At 30.6% G+C, this 17,332-nt stretch carries 14 protein-coding genes; 7 read left to right on the top strand and 7 right to left on the bottom strand.

Features of this window, described 5'->3' with window-relative positions; all coding sequences use genetic code 11:
- Nucleotides 1-117 precede the first annotated feature (117 nt).
- Genes N5E64_RS10720 through N5E64_RS10710 form a run of 3 tightly spaced genes read right to left on the bottom strand, consistent with a single transcriptional unit; the run spans nucleotide 118 to nucleotide 4,503 of the window.
- Nucleotides 118-2,835 carry a hypothetical protein gene (locus N5E64_RS10720; RefSeq protein WP_280037565.1) on the bottom strand — a complete coding sequence of 906 codons (2,718 nt, stop codon included), beginning with the start codon at nucleotides 2,833-2,835 and terminating at the stop codon, nucleotides 118-120.
- Nucleotides 2,836-2,895: 60 nt separating this feature from the next.
- Nucleotides 2,896-3,609, bottom strand: a complete 714-nt coding sequence (gene lipB / locus N5E64_RS10715) for a lipoyl(octanoyl) transferase LipB (protein WP_125350693.1) — start codon at nucleotides 3,607-3,609, stop codon at nucleotides 2,896-2,898.
- A gap of 51 nt (nucleotides 3,610-3,660) precedes the next feature.
- On the bottom strand, nucleotides 3,661-4,503 hold the full coding sequence (locus tag N5E64_RS10710; RefSeq protein WP_280037564.1) for a hypothetical protein: 843 nt from the start codon (nucleotides 4,501-4,503) through the stop codon (nucleotides 3,661-3,663).
- Between the two features lie 164 nt (nucleotides 4,504-4,667).
- Between N5E64_RS10710 and N5E64_RS10705 the strand changes: the two genes are divergently transcribed.
- The 3 genes from N5E64_RS10705 (at nucleotide 4,668) to N5E64_RS10695 (ending at nucleotide 8,608) form a co-directional block, all read left to right on the top strand.
- Nucleotides 4,668-6,836, top strand: coding sequence for a S46 family peptidase (locus tag N5E64_RS10705; RefSeq protein ID WP_181816304.1), 2,169 nt, complete (start codon nucleotides 4,668-4,670; stop codon nucleotides 6,834-6,836).
- Between the two features lie 145 nt (nucleotides 6,837-6,981).
- On the top strand, nucleotides 6,982-8,130 hold the full coding sequence (locus tag N5E64_RS10700; protein ID WP_125350690.1) for an AI-2E family transporter: 1,149 nt from the start codon (nucleotides 6,982-6,984) through the stop codon (nucleotides 8,128-8,130).
- A 136-nt stretch (nucleotides 8,131-8,266) separates the two neighbouring features.
- Nucleotides 8,267-8,608 (top strand): hypothetical protein, encoded by a 342-nt coding sequence (locus tag N5E64_RS10695; RefSeq protein WP_280037563.1) that lies wholly within the window; start codon nucleotides 8,267-8,269, stop codon nucleotides 8,606-8,608.
- Nucleotides 8,609-8,719: 111 nt separating this feature from the next.
- On the opposite strand, the gene N5E64_RS10690 is transcribed toward N5E64_RS10695, so the two are convergent.
- The 4 genes from N5E64_RS10690 to N5E64_RS10675 form a co-directional block, all read right to left on the bottom strand.
- The gene (locus N5E64_RS10690) at nucleotides 8,720-9,295 is read right to left on the bottom strand and encodes a phosphatase PAP2 family protein (protein ID WP_125350689.1); all 576 of its coding nucleotides are present in this window, start codon (nucleotides 9,293-9,295) and stop codon (nucleotides 8,720-8,722) included.
- Complete coding sequence (locus N5E64_RS10685; protein ID WP_236688155.1) at nucleotides 9,295-9,849, bottom strand: twin-arginine translocase TatA/TatE family subunit; 555 nt, start codon at nucleotides 9,847-9,849, stop codon at nucleotides 9,295-9,297. Before N5E64_RS10685 ends, N5E64_RS10690 begins: the two co-directional genes overlap by 1 nt.
- A 92-nt stretch (nucleotides 9,850-9,941) precedes the next feature.
- Complete coding sequence (gene secD, locus N5E64_RS10680) at nucleotides 9,942-12,857, bottom strand: protein translocase subunit SecD (protein WP_280037559.1); 2,916 nt, start codon at nucleotides 12,855-12,857, stop codon at nucleotides 9,942-9,944.
- 121 nt (nucleotides 12,858-12,978) lie between these two features.
- Nucleotides 12,979-13,827 carry a DUF6929 family protein gene (locus tag N5E64_RS10675; protein WP_125350687.1) on the bottom strand — a complete coding sequence of 283 codons (849 nt, stop codon included), beginning with the start codon at nucleotides 13,825-13,827 and terminating at the stop codon, nucleotides 12,979-12,981.
- Nucleotides 13,828-13,950: 123 nt separating this feature from the next.
- Here N5E64_RS10675 and N5E64_RS10670 point away from each other — a divergent pair, with 123 nt between their 5' ends.
- The 4 genes from N5E64_RS10670 (at nucleotide 13,951) to N5E64_RS10655 (ending at nucleotide 17,197) form a co-directional block, all read left to right on the top strand.
- Nucleotides 13,951-15,168 (top strand): MFS transporter, encoded by a 1,218-nt coding sequence (locus N5E64_RS10670; protein ID WP_219034569.1) that lies wholly within the window; start codon nucleotides 13,951-13,953, stop codon nucleotides 15,166-15,168.
- A gap of 37 nt (nucleotides 15,169-15,205) precedes the next feature.
- A complete protein-coding gene (locus N5E64_RS10665; protein ID WP_125350685.1) occupies nucleotides 15,206-15,772 on the top strand; it encodes a cob(I)yrinic acid a,c-diamide adenosyltransferase in 567 nt (188 codons plus the stop codon).
- The gene (locus tag N5E64_RS10660) at nucleotides 15,765-16,397 is read left to right on the top strand and encodes a thiamine diphosphokinase (protein WP_280037555.1); all 633 of its coding nucleotides are present in this window, start codon (nucleotides 15,765-15,767) and stop codon (nucleotides 16,395-16,397) included. Before N5E64_RS10665 ends, N5E64_RS10660 begins: the two co-directional genes overlap by 8 nt.
- A 65-nt stretch (nucleotides 16,398-16,462) precedes the next feature.
- A complete protein-coding gene (locus tag N5E64_RS10655; RefSeq protein ID WP_125350683.1) occupies nucleotides 16,463-17,197 on the top strand; it encodes an SIMPL domain-containing protein in 735 nt (244 codons plus the stop codon).
- The last annotated feature ends 135 nt before the right edge of the window (nucleotides 17,198-17,332 follow it).

The raw sequence follows: 17,332 nt of genomic DNA, 5'->3' as shown, positions 1-17,332 counted from the left end.
AATTTTAGTTAGAATAATTTTCTAAAAAAATAAAACACATAATACTGAATATCAGATAATTACAAAATATTACATTTACAACATGATGTAGTTATGATGTAATTTATTTTCCGATATTTAAAAATTAATCATATACTTATTTAGGTTTATTTCAGAAGGAATTTGCATTTTTTTGCGTAATCTATATCGTTGTAGTTCTACTGATCGATAATTAAGGTGCATTAAAGGAGCAATCTCTTTGGTTGATAAATTCATTCGAAGGAATACACACAGTTTTAAGTCTTTCGCAGTTAAATTAGAATACTTGTCAGCTAATCTCTTAATAAAATCTTGGTGAATTTCCTGAATATTTAATTCGAAATTTTGCCATTCATTTCTGTTGTAACTATATTCCGAAAACGTTTTCTCAAATTTCTTTTTTAATTTTTTATTGATTTCATTCATTTCCAATTGAGAAAACAATTGATTAATTTCTAGGATCATAGCACGTTGATTAGCTAATTTCAAAGCTTGTCCTGCCAATTCTGTAGATTTCGTTTGTAAAGAAGTTTCTAAATGTTGTTTTTCTTTATGATGATTTAATTCTTTCAACTCTTGTTGATGTTTCATTTCCATCAAATTCAATTCATATTCAAATTGCTTTTGTTTAATTCTGAAACTTTGTTTCAACTTCATTCTGTTATACTTATAAATAGCCAGAATCGATCCAACAATTAATAAAATAAAAAATAATATCATCAAATTTGATAAATACCAAATCTTTTTAACCCTAAAATCAAAATGATTCAACTCAACAAAATTTCCATCTTTTAAAGCATAAATTGACAATTGATATGAACCACTTTCTAATTGTTTATAATTAATTATTGGCTGATTAAGTGGTTGAATTTTAGAGTTATTTAATTGATAATATAATTGATAATTCGCAAAATCATCATTCACAATTGAAACATAAAAATCTATATAATTATTTGAATACTCAATATTAGGCTCATTATTCAAAACCGTTTGATTGATTTTTGCTTTAATTTTAATCTTTGGTAATTCACGACGTATAGATTTTAAATCATATTTCAATAATCCGTTTTCGAGGTTAATATATAAAAACTGATCGTTGATTTTAGCCGTTAAATTGTCATCAACCAATTTTCCATCATACAATTTTTTGGGAATTAAATAATGAATCAATTTATTCTGTTCCACTTTAGAATAATACAGAATATTATCCGCTTCAACTAAATAACGATTCTCTTTTAAATAACGAATTCGATTAATATTCTTTAATTTTGAATCTAAATTCTCGTCAGAAAATAAATTTTTATTTATATCATAACGGACTAAATGTTGATCATCAATCAATACAAAAACCTTGTTATCTTCGAGAATAGTTTGCGGATTAACTAATTTTTTATGTTGGTAAAATATCTCCTTACCTGTTCTATTTTTAAGATCAAATAAATATAAACCACCATTTTTTCCAGTTCCTAAAATTTTATTTTCGACAATAACAAAATCAATAATAGGAATAGTTAAACTAGAAACTTTAGTAGATTCTTTATGAGAACCTTGTATATATTCATTGATTCCCGTAAAAGATGATTGATATAATTTATTTCCATTTTTGATCAATTTAAAACCTCCATTTGTAGAAGAAATCTTATTCAATAGTCCTGAATAAATGTAAGTTCCCCAACTATCCGAAACATAAATTGTATTATCAATATTTGTTATATTCCAAATTAAACCTTTTTCGAGAACTGAATTTGTTTGGTTTGAAGTATTTGAATAATTATAAAATCCATGATTTGTTCCCAGCAAAATATTATCCTTATAAAAGTCGAACGAAAAAACATTTCCTAAATGACCATTGTAATCATATAAAAGTTGAGTTTTGTTTTTCAATTCTATTTTCGAAATACCTTTGTCCGTTCCAAGCCAAGCATTTCCTTTAGAATCTATTCTTATATTTTGGATTGTATTACTGATTAACCCAGAGTTTTGATTGTAATTTTTGTAAGAATTAGTTTTTAAATCATATACATAAATCCCATTATTTGATGTTCCAATGATTAATTTATCTTCTAATCGAATCATTTTTAACACTAAATAATTCTTTAGCATTTTATTGAATTCCACATTGAACTCTTGTAAACCAGCTGTTTTGTTGTACTTGAAAATTCCTTCTGTTAATGTACCAACTAAATAATCATTATCATATTTTTCTATTCCATGAATTACAATTGATTTACCTTTTTCAATTTCAAATAACGGCTCAAAATGTCCATTATTAAATTCGAAAATACCTTTAGAAATAGTCGCTACTAACATTTTACCTTTCACCAGATAAACGTAAGAAGAAAGCGCAGGTAATTTGTATCGTTTAACTGTTTTACCATCAAATTGAAAAAGATAATTGAACGATTGAAAATAAATAGAACGATTATGATAAAATATTTTCCAGATTTCTTCTTGTTCTAATCCTTCAAAACTTTTGAATTTATCTGAAATTGAAATGTAAACTTTCTTTCCTTCAATCGTTTTCCAATATCCAAAATTATTTAATGCACCTGAATACAATACATTATTCATTGTAAAAACAGAACGTATAATTGTTAAGCTATTTGGCGAATATTTTTCCCAAAAATTACCGTCATATTCTAAGATATTTCTATTGTTCGCAAAATATACTTTTCCTTGCTTGTTATTTTCTGTAATATCCCAAATAGGCGATTCGCCCAAATATTCGCTTTTAGAATAATTCGAAATAATTGGCGCAAACGATTGAGATTTGCTATAAGTGGAAACAAGTAAAAATAGAATAAATAAGCTTCTCATTGTGCAATAAAAAAGACCGTAAAAACGGTCTTTAAAAATAGATTATATTTTTGAATTATCTTATTTAAATTCTACATCAAAAACTTCTGCAAAATGTTTTTTTGTAAACGCTTTCACTTCGTTCATATCTACCTGATGTCCAAGTTCTCTTTCCAATGAAGCAACAGCTTTATCCTGAATTCCACATGGAACGATGTATTCAAAATAACGCAAATCTGTATTCACATTTAGTGCAAAACCATGCATCGTTACCCAACGTGAAGCCTTAACACCCATTGCACAAATTTTTCGAGCAAAAGGTCGACCTACATCCAACCAAACGCCAGTTTCTCCTTGAGAACGCTCACCTTTTAGTCCATATTCGGCAATAGTTTTGATAATCACTTCCTCCAAATTGCGCATATACAAATGAATATCTGGCTTGAAGTTATCCAAATCCATAATAGGATAACCAACTAATTGTTGCGGTCCATGATAGGTAATATCTCCACCACGATTCGTTTTCACAAAAGTTGCATTTATTTCGTTTAATTTATCACTCGAAGCTAACATATTTTCTAAATGTCCACTTTTTCCAAGTGTATAAACATGCGGATGTTCTACAAAAAGTAAATGATTTTTAGTGTTTTTAAAATCTGAACTTCCCTCCTTTTCTTGCGCTCTGTTATATTGTTTTACGGCTATATTTTCTGCTAAAAGACTTTCTTGATAATCCCAAATTTCTTGGTAATCTCTGTTAATTCCTAAATCTTGGAATTCGACAATTTGTTTCATTTCACAATGTGTTTCGAATGTCAAATTTACGAAGGATTTCAAAAATTATCATTAATCTTCAAGCTCTACTTTAAAATTTCCTAAACTAGGATTATTAAGGATTTCTTCTAATGTATATTCCTTTATAAATGTTTTTCCATCTAAAGTAAACATTGCATCAGTAATATTTAAAGATTTTATTTTCTTAGAAAAAGTATATTTATATTTAAACTTAATTTGTTTCAACATTCCTAAAAAAATCGCTTTTTCTTCATCATTATCAAAGTTCTGTTTATCAAAATCTTTTGAAAATTTTTCAGCATCAATTGTTTTAGAGAAAGATTTTCCATCGAAAGCATATGTTGAGCTTGTCATCATCGCCATAGGATTATCACTAAATAAAGGTTCATCGACTAATTGTTTTGATTTTCTCTTTCTCTTTTTCTTTTGACTTAATTCATCTGTAATTCTTTTTTCTTCTTTTATATTGATACCTGCAAAAGTTTCTTCAATAATTTTTGAATTTGAATTAAATTCTTCTGCAGATTTAGATTTATTAATCATTTCTATTGCAAATTTATCTCTCAAGTCTAATCGAAATTTAAAAAAATCAATTGCAGATAAATCATCTTTATATAAGTCAAATTTTTCGGTTTGTTTTCTGAATTTTTCTCCACCTTTTTCTTGTAATAACTGAACAAATTCATAATATGAATACTCATTATTCGAAATTTGATTCATCTCAATCTTATCATCAATATTACTTGAATTCATCATTGCTCCAATTTGAGGTATATCTATTTTTTGAAAATAATCAAACTCACCTTTTTCATTTACAACAACTTCCTCAGAAATTGTACATGAAGTTAAAGTAGCTAAAGCTAATAATAGTGTAAATATTTTACTGAAATTCATATATAAATTGTTAATTTTTGTTAAAAATAATTGATTTTGTCCAATAAAAAAAACTGAATAAACACCTCTAAAAATAATGGTTTTGAGCAATACATTAACGATTGAATAAAAATCTTTATCTTTGGAATTCTAAGAAATCGGTAGAATAAAATAATCAAATAAAAATGAAGAAACTATTCGTTAAAGGATCTATTTTAATGGCTTTGTTTGCAAACTTTAGCGTTTTTGCACAACAAAGTGGTGGAATGTGGATTCCGACAGAATTGAATGAAAAGGAAATGAAAGACATGGGATTGAAAATCTCATCAAAAGACATTTTCAGTACAGGAGATAAAAGTATCAACAATGCAGTTGCTCACTTTGGTGGCGGTTGTACTTCTGAAGTTATTTCTCCAAATGGTTTATTATTAACGAATCATCACTGTGGTTATGGAGAAATCCAAGCACATTCATCTTTAGAAAATGATTATTTAACAGATGGTTTTTGGGCTAAAGAGTTGAAAGACGAATTACCAAACGAAGGTTTAACAGCGACTTTTATTGTAGACATTAAAGATGTAACTACTGCAATTTTAGCTGGTGTTAACGATAATATGTCGGAGGAAGATCGTAACAAAATCATCAAGAAAAATATTGAAGATTTTAATGCAAAAACTAAAACAGAAGCTTATCGTTCAGTATTTATCAAACCTTTTTACAAAGGAAATAAATATTACCAATTTACAACAGAAACATACAAAGATGTTCGTTTAGTTGGTGCGCCACCTTCTGCAATTGGAAAATATGGAAATGATACAGACAACTGGGTTTGGCCACGTCATACAGGAGATTTCTCGATGTTTAGAATTTATGCAGATAAAAACAACAAACCTGCAGATTATTCACCAGACAATGTTCCGTACAAACCAAAACATTTCTTACCAATTAATATTTCGGGAATTAGCGAGGACGATTTCACGTTTGTATATGGTTTCCCAGGTACGACGGACGAATATTTACCAGCTTCTTCTATCCAGCAAATAAAAGATGTAATTGATCCTGCGCGTATCAATGTGCGTACAATTGCATTATCTCATATTGATAAAAAAATGCGTGAAGACGATGCAACTCGTATCGCTTATGCGTCTAAACAAGCGCGTATTTCGAATGCACATAAAAAATGGATTGGCGAAGTTTTAGGATTAAACCGTTCGAAAGCTGTAGAAAAACGTCAACAATATGAACAAGAATTCATGAATCGTATTGCGAAAAATCCGAAATTAAAAGGTGAATATTCGAATATTATTTCTGAATTAAATCAAGTTAATAAAGCAAATCAAGATTACAATTTAGCGTACACAATGTATTCTGAAACGTTTTTCTCAAATTCAGAAACATTCAGAATGGCGTTAACATTGAACAATATTTTGAATGCGGTTGGACAAAAAAATTACGCAGAAACAAAAGCTAAAGCGTTGAATACAGTTGCGTCTATGCACAAGGATTATAATCCAGAATTGGATAAAACAATTTCTTCTGATTTAGCAGATAATTATTTCAAAGTTGTTCCTCAAAATTTATTACCAACTACAACTGCTGCAAATATCAAAACAGCTTTAGGAAATTCGGTAATCAACGGAACGAAAAAAATTAATGGTCAATCTGTTTTAGGAAATATCAAAACTTTGGCTGAAAATGATGCTGAGTTTATCAAAGCCTTAAAAGAAGATGCCTTAATTGCTCAAATTCGTTTAATTTTAGATGCAAATCAAACGAAAGTAACGCCTACATATTTAGCGAATCAAGATAAAATCAACAAGTTGATGCGTACGTATATGAAAGCGCAAATGGATGTATTTACAGACAAGAAAATCTTCCCAGATGCAAATTCAACTTTACGTGTAACTTACGGAAAAGTTGATGGTTACCAACCTCGCGATGCGGTTTATTACGAACCTGTAACGCACATGGAAGGTGTAATGGAAAAATATATTCCGGGAGATTATGAGTATGATTTACCAAAACAAATGTTAAGTTTATACGATAAAAAAGATTACGGAAAATACGCCGATAAAAACGGAAAATTACCTGTAAACTTTATTGCAACAAACCATACAACTGGTGGTAATTCTGGTTCTCCTGCATTGAATGCAAAAGGAGAATTAATCGGATTGAATTTTGACCGTGTTTGGGAAGGAACAATGTCAGATTTAAATTATGATCCAGAGATTTGTCGTAATATTATGGTGGACTCTCGTTATATTTTGTGGGTAGTTGACAAGTATGCTAATGCGCAACGTTTGATTGATGAAATGACTATCGTTGACGAAAGCAAAAATGCAAAGAAAAAATAATATTTTTCACTATATTCTGAAAACCACGTTTTTATAACGTGGTTTTTTTATTGAAATAAACGTAAGATTCAAATAAAGTCTTAAGAAATAAAACTATATTTATACAACTTATCTAAAAAATTGTCAAAATAAAACACTCATAATTATGGAAGTCATTAGAAAATGGCCTTTTTATTTAAAACTAACTTGCACATTATTGTCAATCATTTGTTTAACATTTATTTCAATAATAGGTAAAGGAATTTTAGTTCCATTAATATTAGGCTTCTTAATTTCAATATTATTAGCACCCGTTTGTTCATTTTTCGAAAGATATTTACGCATTCCACGTGTTATTTCAAGTATCATTACCACCTTGCTTTTTGCAGCATTTATCTTAGGAATTTTCTATTTGATTGCTATACAAATGGCTGAAATAGCAAATGAATGGCCTACGTTTCAGAAACAAATCATAGAAGCATTTATGAATTTGCAAGATTGGATTCACCATACCTTTGGTGTTAATTCGCATGCGCAAATGGAATATTTGACAAAGAATGTCAAAACGACTATCGAAACGAGTACAATTGTAATCGAAAAAGTAATTTCTATTGTTTCATCGATGGCTGTTACAGTCTTGTTCACTTTTTTATACATTGTTTTCTTGTTGATTTATCGTCGTCATTTAGTAAAATTCTTATATTACGCATTCAATTCAAATACACACGACCAGGTTTATAACGTCATTACATCTATTCAAAAAATGGTCAAACAATATTTGATTGGCTTATTTTTACAAATGTTAGTCGTATCAATTTTATCTTTTATTGCATTTTCTATCCTTGGACTTAAATACAAATTTGTTTTAGCTATTTTAACTGGTGTTCTAAATGTTGTTCCCTATGTAGGAATTGTTATTTCATTAATTATAACGCTAATAATCACATTTGCCACAATGTCAGCTTCAAAATTGTTCTTTGTTTTAATTGCATTTATTGCAATTCATGCAATTGATGGAAATGTAGTGATGCCAAAAATTGTAGGTTCTAAAGTAAAAATTAATTCTTTGATTGTGATTATTGGATTAGTAATTGGAGAAATGACGTGGGGAATTATGGGCATGCTATTATCGATTCCAATACTTGCGTTGATGAAAATTGTTTTTGATAATGTGACTGAATTAAAACCTTGGGGTTATCTTTTGGGTGATGAAGATTCTACAGAAATTGATGATGATTTAAATACATTTTTAGCCAAAAAGAAAGCTAAAAAATCAAAGAAAAAAACAAATAAGTTGGACGAGAATTTGGAATAGTCTGATTTCTATTTTACATAATTATCGCTATTTATGAAATATAATTTATTGTTCATTTTTAGTTTATTGATTTTCAGTATTTCTTGCGAAAAGAAGTTAGAAAAAGAAGTTAGAAAAAGAAGTAAATAAAAAATATATGTATAATACGATGTCAATTGATGATAGAAATTTATCTATAAGAATTTATGATTACTCTGATTCAATAGAATTTATAACATGGAAGAATATCAATGATTACACAACAAAATCATTCAAAATTTCTAAGAACGATAAAAAAGCATTGGAAGAGAATATTTATAAAATAGTTACAACTCCATATGAAAATGAAATATTTTGCACAGACTATGTGGGGAAAATAAATATTAGTATGTCCAATCATAATAGCACTTATTCTATTAATCTAAATTCTGTTTGTGATTGGAAAACATTTAATGAAGAAACTAAGAATATTTCTAAAATAATAGATCGTTATAAATAAAATTTTATTTTATCAAATAGGATGAGAAACTGAAATAAATTCAGTTTGACAATACAAAAAAAGTCTATAACAATTTGTTATAGACTTTTTTTGTATTTATTTATTATGAATCTAATTCTTCTTCAAATATTTTTTTTCTAAGAAATAATACAATTTCAAGAAAAGAATCGAGAAAAATATTCCGATTAGTGTTCCGAAAAATATATCTCCTGTGAAATGTACCCCGACATAAACTCTACTGTAAGCAACCATTAACGCCCAAACAATTAAGATATAAAGTAACCATTTGTAATAGCGTCTCAAAAGTATTCCAATAAAAATTGCAATCGCCATATGATTAGATGCATGCGCCGAAGTAAAACCGTATCTACCTCTACCCTCGCAATCTATCGGGCGAAATAATCCTTGAATCGACTCGGTGTAACATGGACGAAAACGTTGAAAAGAATTTTTCAAGATATTTGTAAATTGATCTGCACACGCTATCATCAGTGCAATACAAACTCCAGCCAATAAGGTTTTTTTCCAACCAAGTTTTACATAAAGTAAGATGAGAAAGATGACATACAACGGAATCCATGTTTTTTTATCGGTTACTAATAACCAAAACCAATCCCATTTTTCATTCCCTAAATTATTGAAATACAAAAATATTTGTACGTCCCAATCAAAATAATCTTGTATCATTACCTACTTACTGATCCGCCTAAACCTAATGCTTCGTCTACAGATTTTGGTTCTACAACAACCGCAGGTTCTTCCACAATTGGCTCAACCACATTTTCTATAACGGGTTCTGTTGTTTCTTGCACATCCAATTCCAAATCCTGTACAGGATCTACAGCTTTCATAGTTGGTGCATCATCTTTCAACGCTGCATTTACTGTATTGTCTTGATGAATAGCTTGATGCATTTCATCTACTGGATTACGAACTTCATCAAATGATTTCTGAAAATCTTCCATTGGATTAATTTTCGCAAAAGAATCTTTGACTTCGTTCATTGGATTTAACTCTTTTATGGTATTCTGAATCTCTTTTGTAGGATCAACATCCTGAACAGGATTCATAATCTCTTGCTTGATATCTTCAGATGCTTCTTTTAATTTGCGCACAGCAGTTCCCAAACCACGAGCAATTTCTGGAATTTTATCTGGTCCAAAAATCACTACAGCAACCACCATAATAATCACGACTTCCTGGAAGTCTAAAAACGCTGGGTATATTACTAAACTATTCACTAAACAAATGTATAAAATCTAAATTTAGTAGAAGAAAAAAAGCCATCAAATTTCTTTGATGGCTTTCTTAAAATTTATTTAAAATTTGAATCTTATTTATTCATTTGACCTTTTTTAGTAAAGTCGTACAATAAAGGAGATGCAACGAAAATAGACGAGAATGTACCAATTACGATACCGATTAATTTCGCAAACATAAATCCTTTGATTGATTCTCCACCAAATGCAAAAATGATTAATACGATTAAGAACGTTGATAAAGACGTATTGATTGTACGTGATAATGTTTCTGAAGTAGAAATATTAATAATATCGTACAAGTTGTGGTTTTTCTCAACTGTTAAATTCTCACGAATACGATCCAAGATAATAATCGAGTCATTCATCGAGTAACCAATTACCGTCAAAATCGCCGCGATAAATGCTTGGTCGATCTCCATGTTGAAAGGTAAAATTCCTTTGAATAAAGAGAAAACTCCTAATACAATAATCACGTCATGCGCTAATGCGATGATAGTTGATAATGAGAATTGCCAACGTTTGAACATCACGATTAAGTAGAAGAAAATTGCAACTAATGCTAAAGAAACCGCTATATAAGAAGCTCTTGTTGTATCATCGGCAATTGTAGGACCTACTTTTGCAGAAGACATTAAACCTATTGTAGCATTATCTTCAGAGAAATCTTTTTCAGACATATTTGCTGGTAGATAAGATTTAAGACCTGTATATAATTTGTCTTTGATCTCGTCATCTACATTTGTTCCGTCTTCGTCAGCTTTGTATGCTGTTGTAATTTTTACTTGATTTTGACCACCATACGTTTTCACCTGTGGCATCATTTTTTCGCCTTCTAACACGAAAACATCACCCAAACTTTCAGAAATTTGTTGTGGATCTACGTGTTTATCAAAACGAACTGTATATGTACGTCCACCTTGGAATTCGATACCCATATCAAATCCTTTTGTGAAGATAGAGATTAAAGCAACTACTGTTAAAACAATTGAAATCGCATAAGAAATTTTTCTTGTTTTTAATAAGTCAACCTTAATATTTTGTAACCAGTGCGCTGTAAATGATGTATAGAAAGGAACAGATTTTCCTTTTGCTAAACGTCCTTCTACGAAATAACGTGTAATGAAAATCGCTGTAAATGTTGATGTAAAAATACCAATCATAAACGTTGTTGCGAAACCTACAACAGGACCTTTACCAAAGAAGAATAAAATTAATGCTGTGATAAATGATGTTGAGTTGGCATCGATAATTGCAGAGAAAGCCCCTTTCCATGAATAAGCGAAATCTACTGCTTGACGTAATGATTTTCCTTTTCTTAATTCTTCTTTTACACGTTCGTAAATCAAGATATTCGCATCCATTCCTGTTACCAATGTCAAGATAATCCCGGCAATACCTGGTAAAGATAATGTAGCTTTAAGTGATACTAAAAATCCTAATAAGAATAATAAGTTAACGATTAATGCAACGTTAGCATAAATACCTGCACGGCTGTAGTAGAACAACATCCAGATTAATACTAATGCAAATGCACAACCGAAAGCGATTAACGAACTGTTGATTGCTTCTTGTCCTAATGATGGACCAACAACCTCAGCAGAAACGATTTTAGATGAAGCTGGTAAAGAACCTGCTTGTAAAATGTTTGCTAAATCTTTTGCTTCGTCAATTGTAAAGTTTCCAGAAATAACAGAATTACCTCCTGTAATTTGATTACTGATGTTTGGCGCAGAATACACCATATTGTCTAATACAATTGCAACACCTTGACCTGGTTGTCCAGGACCTGCAGGTTTCAACTCGTCTGTAATACGAGACCACTCTTGTGCACCAACTTGGTTCATTTGCATTGTAACAACAGGCTCATTTGTAATAGAACCAGGGTTACGCTCACCAGCAGCCGAAACTACTTTATCTCCTTCGATTAATGGTTCTTGCGTTCCATTTTTACCTTTTAAGACATAAAACTCTAATAATTTAGGAGCAGATTTATCATTTGCTTGTTTACCTAAATTCATTGGCTTATTCGCCCAAGAGTATTTATATCCTCTAATGTTTGCTGGTAATCCAGGTACAAAACCTTTGTCTTGCATCACACGATTTACAACAGCTGTATCTTTTACATTAACAACAAAACTTGCGTTAGAACCAGCCAGTTGCATAACTTCTGCTAAAGTTTTGATTGTTTGTCCTTTCTCATTTTTTACATTATATTTTTCTGTATTAACGCTAGAAAAGTATTGTAAAACAGTAGGATCTTGACGAACAACTTGCCAAAACTCTAATTTTGCTGTAGATTGTAATAATTTTTTTACACGGTCAGTGTCAGAAACACCTGGTAATTCTACCAAGATACGTCCATCACCTTTATCACCTAAACGTTGAATTACTGGCTCAACAACACCAAATTGATTAATACGAGAGCTAATTACATCATAAGCTGTTGCAACTTTAGCTTCGATATCTTTACGGATTACTTCTTTTACCTGATCGTCAGAAGCATTGTACGCAATTTTATCCGCATTGTTTTTGTTTCCAAACAAATCTGCAGCTGCGTATTTTGTTCCTCCTTTTATTTTATCAAATTCTTGAAAAAATAATTCGACATAAGGTACGTTACCGTTTGTTTTTTGAGCTTTATCTGTAGCATCCAAAGCCGTTGCCAACATAGGGTTTTGACTTTTCGCTGATAAATTCTCGATTAAATCTCTTTCAGAAACTTGTAAAATTACGTTGATACCACCTTTCAAATCTAATCCTAAATTGATTTCATTGTTTTTGGCATACCCATAATCGTACTTAATAATTCCCAAATCAAGAGGATGCTGAGCCAAGCTATCTAAAATTCTTGGTTCGTCTTCTGGCTTACTCGCCAAGCGCGCCGCCTCATGCTCCACTTTAGTTGTGTACCAAGTATAACTTAGTTGTCTGATACACAAGAGACTTAAAATAATTGCAAATGCTGCAATGAGCCATCTTCCTCGCATAATGTTTAATTGATAAATAAATTTTGACGGACAAATATAATAGTCTTGAAAATACTTTCACAATTTTTTAAGAATAAATCGAAAATCGATGTCCGTATTTCGAAATTCTTTATTCAAAAAATTAGATTTCCTTTTGATATTTGTAGATGTAAATTGACGCTTTATTGGAGTCATCATCATTATCTTCGCACAAATACAAGGTATAATTCTTTCCAGATTCTTTATACAACGCTAAACCTTCGATTTTCTTATCATCAGAAATTTTTTGCCAACGCGTAACTTCCATCGCAACCAAATCTAATTCGCCAATAATAGAACCTTTTATTTCTCCATTAAACTGAGTTGTACTTTTAGATTCCACAGTTGCTGTAAACAAAACTTTTCCATCTACCAAAATAGCATCAGAAAAAGTAGTCGTTTCATTGTTGATTTTAGGTAAAGTTATTGGAAAAAAGTCAATTGATTTTCCTCTCAAATCATTTATCTTGCCTCCCACTCTATAAATTCCGTTTATGCCAGCAGGACCATTTCCTCTGTTGAAAAAATATGTACAATGTCCATCTGTAATAATTCCTTCGATGTTAAGATCTTTTTTAGATAAATTTGAAACCTTTAAAAATTCATCCAAAAGAAAACTATAATTATCGTTATGTACCTCTTTAGTTTTGATGTTATATGAAATCAAATCGAAACGATTTTCTTTAGAGCCCGATCCAAGAATGTACAAATGATTGTCAAATTTTGTAATCGCTTCAAAATCTGGTTTATCTTTTTTGGTGATATGTTTTGATTTTACTTCTGGATTCAAATCAACTTTATCCACTTCTTTTTTCTTTTTATTGTAAACGTACAAATGTGCTTTATCATCGGAAATCGTGTAAACATGGTGTTTATCAACCACTAATCCAGACGCCGCTCCAAGCCCATTTATGACAATTAAAACCTTAAGAATGAAATTGTAAAACAACATAGATGTAAGATTTATTTTTAAGAGGTTTCAAAAGTAATCAAAGAATATCAGAAACCTTGATAAATAACCATTTTTTTGAAAAAAAAGAACTTAAATTTGTAGCACTTAAAAGAAAATTGAGAGATGAAAAAAATTCTAAAAATTTACATTGACGCTTACAGCGGACTTTCGAAAGAATCTTGGATGTTAGCCATCGTAATGTTGTTGAACCGAATGGGTTCGATGGTTTTACCATTTTTAGGAATTTATATGATCTCCGAATTAGGATTTTCTTTAGAAAACTCGGGAATAGTTTTGAGTTGTTTTGGAGTTGGTTCTGTAATTGGTTCTTGGCTTGGAGGTTGGATAACAGATAAAATCGGAAACTTTAAAGTACAAGCCATCAGTTTATTTCTGAGTGCTCCGATGTTTTTGATTTTACCTTATTTTAAAACGGTAGAATCTTTTGCTGTTATTATGCTTGTTTTGAGTATTATTAGCGAAATGTTTCGTCCTGCAAATTCAGTTGCCATCACGCGTTATGCTAAGAAAGAAAATATCACTCGTGCTTTTTCGTTGAATAGAATGGCGGTTAATTTAGGTTTCTCAATTGGTCCATCAATGGGAGGTTTTTTATCTAATTATTCGTACGATTTATTATTCTATTGCAATGCAGGAGCTGCTTTGGTTGCTGGAATTGTATTCTTTGTCTTTTTCAATGGACGAAAAGAACGAAATGCTGCTACAGAAAATATTTCTGATAAAACAGTTGTCGAAAAAGAACGTAATGCATACACTGATACACCTTTCTTAGTATTCAATCTGTTTTGTGTATTATTCTCTATTGCATTTTTCCAAATCCTAAATACACTTCCATTATTTTACAAAGATGTAGTTCATTTAACACAAACAGAAATTGGATTATTAATGGGATTCAGTGGAATAATCATTGTTGTATTCGAAATGTTATTGATCCATTACACCGAAAAACGATTTTCAGTTACTCAACTTTTAGTTTTTGGTTCATTTGTCACAGCAATTAGTTATTTTATCTTCACATTTAGTCACACATTAGGTATGTTATATTTAGCAATTGGACTAATGTCTATTGGAGAAATGCTTGTTTTACCTTTGATGTCAACGGTAACAGCTTTTCGTTCGCAAAAAAATAACCGAGGAGCTTATATGGGATTGAACGGAATGACAGCTGCAATTGCCTTTATTGTTTCGCCATTTTTAGGAACTCACATTGCTACCGATTATGGTTTTAATATACTTTGGATAATCACCACAGTTATTTTAGTTATCGTAGCTATCGGATATCACTTTTTTACTAAACCACTTTTACCAAAAAATATTTAAGATTTTCTTATCTTCGATAATTATAAGTTGAAATCACATGAAAGTATATACAAAAACAGGAGACAAAGGAACAACAGGTTTATATGGAGGAACACGTGTCTCTAAAAATAGTTTAAAGATTGATTCTTACGGAACAGTTGACGAATTAAATTCTTATTTAGGATTAATTCGTTCATATGAAATTGATCCAGCATTAGAGGAAGAAATTATCATCATCCAAAAAGGTTTATTCAATCTTGGTGCTGAATTAGCAACGCCAGTCGATAAATTATACTTGGCAAATGGTAAACCTCGTATTCCGAAAACCGTTACTGAAGAAGATATTGTTCAATTGGAAGAATGGATTGATGATTTGGAAGGACAATTAGAACAATTGACACATTTTATTCTTCCAGGTGGAAATCAAGCAGCTTCTCATGCACATGTTGCGCGTTGTATTTGTCGTCGTGCAGAACGCTTAACAGTTGGTTTAGCTGAAGAAGAAGAAATCCGCCCAGAATTACAAAAATACTTGAATCGTCTTTCTGATTATCTGTTCGTTTTAGGGCGAAAAATTGCCACAGACAATAATCACGAAGAAGTAAAATGGATTCCAGGTGAATAAAAAAGCGCTTTTATTTTTGAATGGCGAAGTTCCAACTATTCTGCCTGATACATCAAATTATGAAATGATTTTTTGTACAGATGGTGCATTTCGTTATTTACAAAAATTACATATAACGCCCGATGTTATTTCGGGCGATTTTGATTCTTTTGAAATCAGTCAGTTTCCTCCTGAAACAGAAGTTATTTCTACTCCAGATCAAAATGACACAGATTTTGCAAAAGCCTTACAAATCATTTTGGATAAAGGTTTTGAACAGGTTGATGTTTTTGGAGCAAGTGGTCGTCAACAAGATCATTTTATTGGAAATTTGAATGCGGCTTATCGTTTCAAAGATCAAATCAATATTTTATTTTACGATAATTATAGTCAATATTTTTTCGCAGAAAAAGAAACAAAGTTAGAAGGCTATTTTGGACGAACAATTTCGCTCCTACCCTTTCCTGAATGTAAAAACATTGTCACAAAAGGCTTGGAATATCCGTTGAATAACGAAGATTTGAACTTACTTTCTCGCATAGGAACTCGTAACAAAGCCAATGAAGATGTGGTTACAATTGATTATTCAGAAGGTAATTTAATCATCTTTATCATCGATCAAGAATTTCCTATTTTGATTGCTTAATTTCACTATTTTCAGTGAAATACATCTTTAGTATTTTTTGTACATTTACTGAAAACCAAATTACTATGAATAAATTTTCAGTTATTGTAGCATCTATTTTAGCCGTTGGGTTAATTGCTGCAACATGTATATTAGGAAACGCTTACAAATACAAATTCAGAAGTTCTGAATCGATCAATGTTACTGGAAATGCTTTGAAAGATTTTAATGCCGATTTAGTTAAATGGCGTGCAACGTTTAGTCGAAAAGATTATGATTTACGTGTTGCTTCGGATCAATTAAAAGCTGACCAAACGGTTCTCAAAAACTTTTTGATTTCGCAAGGAATCAATCCAAAAGAAATAGTTTTTGAAGCGGTAAATATTTCAAAAGATTTTCAGTACGGAACAGATGCAAACGGAAATTCGATTAGTCAATTTACTGGTTATAATCTATCTCAAGACGCAACAATCGAATCGAAAGAATTGGATAAAATAGAAAAAGCTTCGCGCGAAATCTCTACATTAATTAGTCAAGGAATTGAGCTGAGTTCTTCTAATCCAAATTATTATTACTCGAAATTAGAAGATTTGAAACTTGAGTTGATTGCGCAAGCTTCTGAAAATGCAAAACAACGTGCAGAAAATATTGCTACAAAATCTGGCACTAGTTTAGGAAAATTAAAACAAGCCGATTTGGGTATTTTTCAGATAACAGGTAAAAATGATAATGAAGAGTATTCTGCTGGTGGATCATTTAATACAACATCACGTCAGAAAACGGCTCAAATTACAGTGAGAGCAAGTTATAACTCAAATTAAAAAATAAAAAAAGAATCCGTCTCACAACTTGAGGCGGATTTTTTTTGGTTATAATTGTTATTTTTTGTATATTTATATCTGATAATCAGATATTTGTCTATGAATTTCAAGTATTACAACCAAAATCAGACGGTG

It is taken from the genome of Empedobacter sp. GD03739 (genome assembly GCF_029843245.1).
GTDB lineage: Bacteria > Bacteroidota > Bacteroidia > Flavobacteriales > Weeksellaceae > Empedobacter > Empedobacter falsenii_B.
Note: the sequence above shows the minus strand (reverse complement) of the source record. Positions and strands in the feature narration are given on the sequence as shown.

Coding starts and splice junctions, on each gene's coding strand:
- N5E64_RS10720 (WP_280037565.1), bottom strand. CDS start 2,835: ATGAGAAGCTTATTTATTCTATTTTTACTTGTTTCCACTTATAGCAAA.
- N5E64_RS10690 (WP_125350689.1), bottom strand. CDS start 9,295: ATGATACAAGATTATTTTGATTGGGACGTACAAATATTTTTGTATTTC.
- N5E64_RS10665 (WP_125350685.1), top strand. CDS start 15,206: ATGAAAGTATATACAAAAACAGGAGACAAAGGAACAACAGGTTTATAT.
- N5E64_RS10705 (WP_181816304.1), top strand. CDS start 4,668: ATGAAGAAACTATTCGTTAAAGGATCTATTTTAATGGCTTTGTTTGCA.
- N5E64_RS10700 (WP_125350690.1), top strand. CDS start 6,982: ATGGAAGTCATTAGAAAATGGCCTTTTTATTTAAAACTAACTTGCACA.
- N5E64_RS10675 (WP_125350687.1), bottom strand. CDS start 13,827: ATGTTGTTTTACAATTTCATTCTTAAGGTTTTAATTGTCATAAATGGG.
- lipB (WP_125350693.1), bottom strand. CDS start 3,609: ATGAAACAAATTGTCGAATTCCAAGATTTAGGAATTAACAGAGATTAC.
- N5E64_RS10655 (WP_125350683.1), top strand. CDS start 16,463: ATGAATAAATTTTCAGTTATTGTAGCATCTATTTTAGCCGTTGGGTTA.
- N5E64_RS10670 (WP_219034569.1), top strand. CDS start 13,951: ATGAAAAAAATTCTAAAAATTTACATTGACGCTTACAGCGGACTTTCG.
- secD (WP_280037559.1), bottom strand. CDS start 12,857: ATGCGAGGAAGATGGCTCATTGCAGCATTTGCAATTATTTTAAGTCTC.
- N5E64_RS10710 (WP_280037564.1), bottom strand. CDS start 4,503: ATGAATTTCAGTAAAATATTTACACTATTATTAGCTTTAGCTACTTTA.
- N5E64_RS10695 (WP_280037563.1), top strand. CDS start 8,267: ATGTATAATACGATGTCAATTGATGATAGAAATTTATCTATAAGAATT.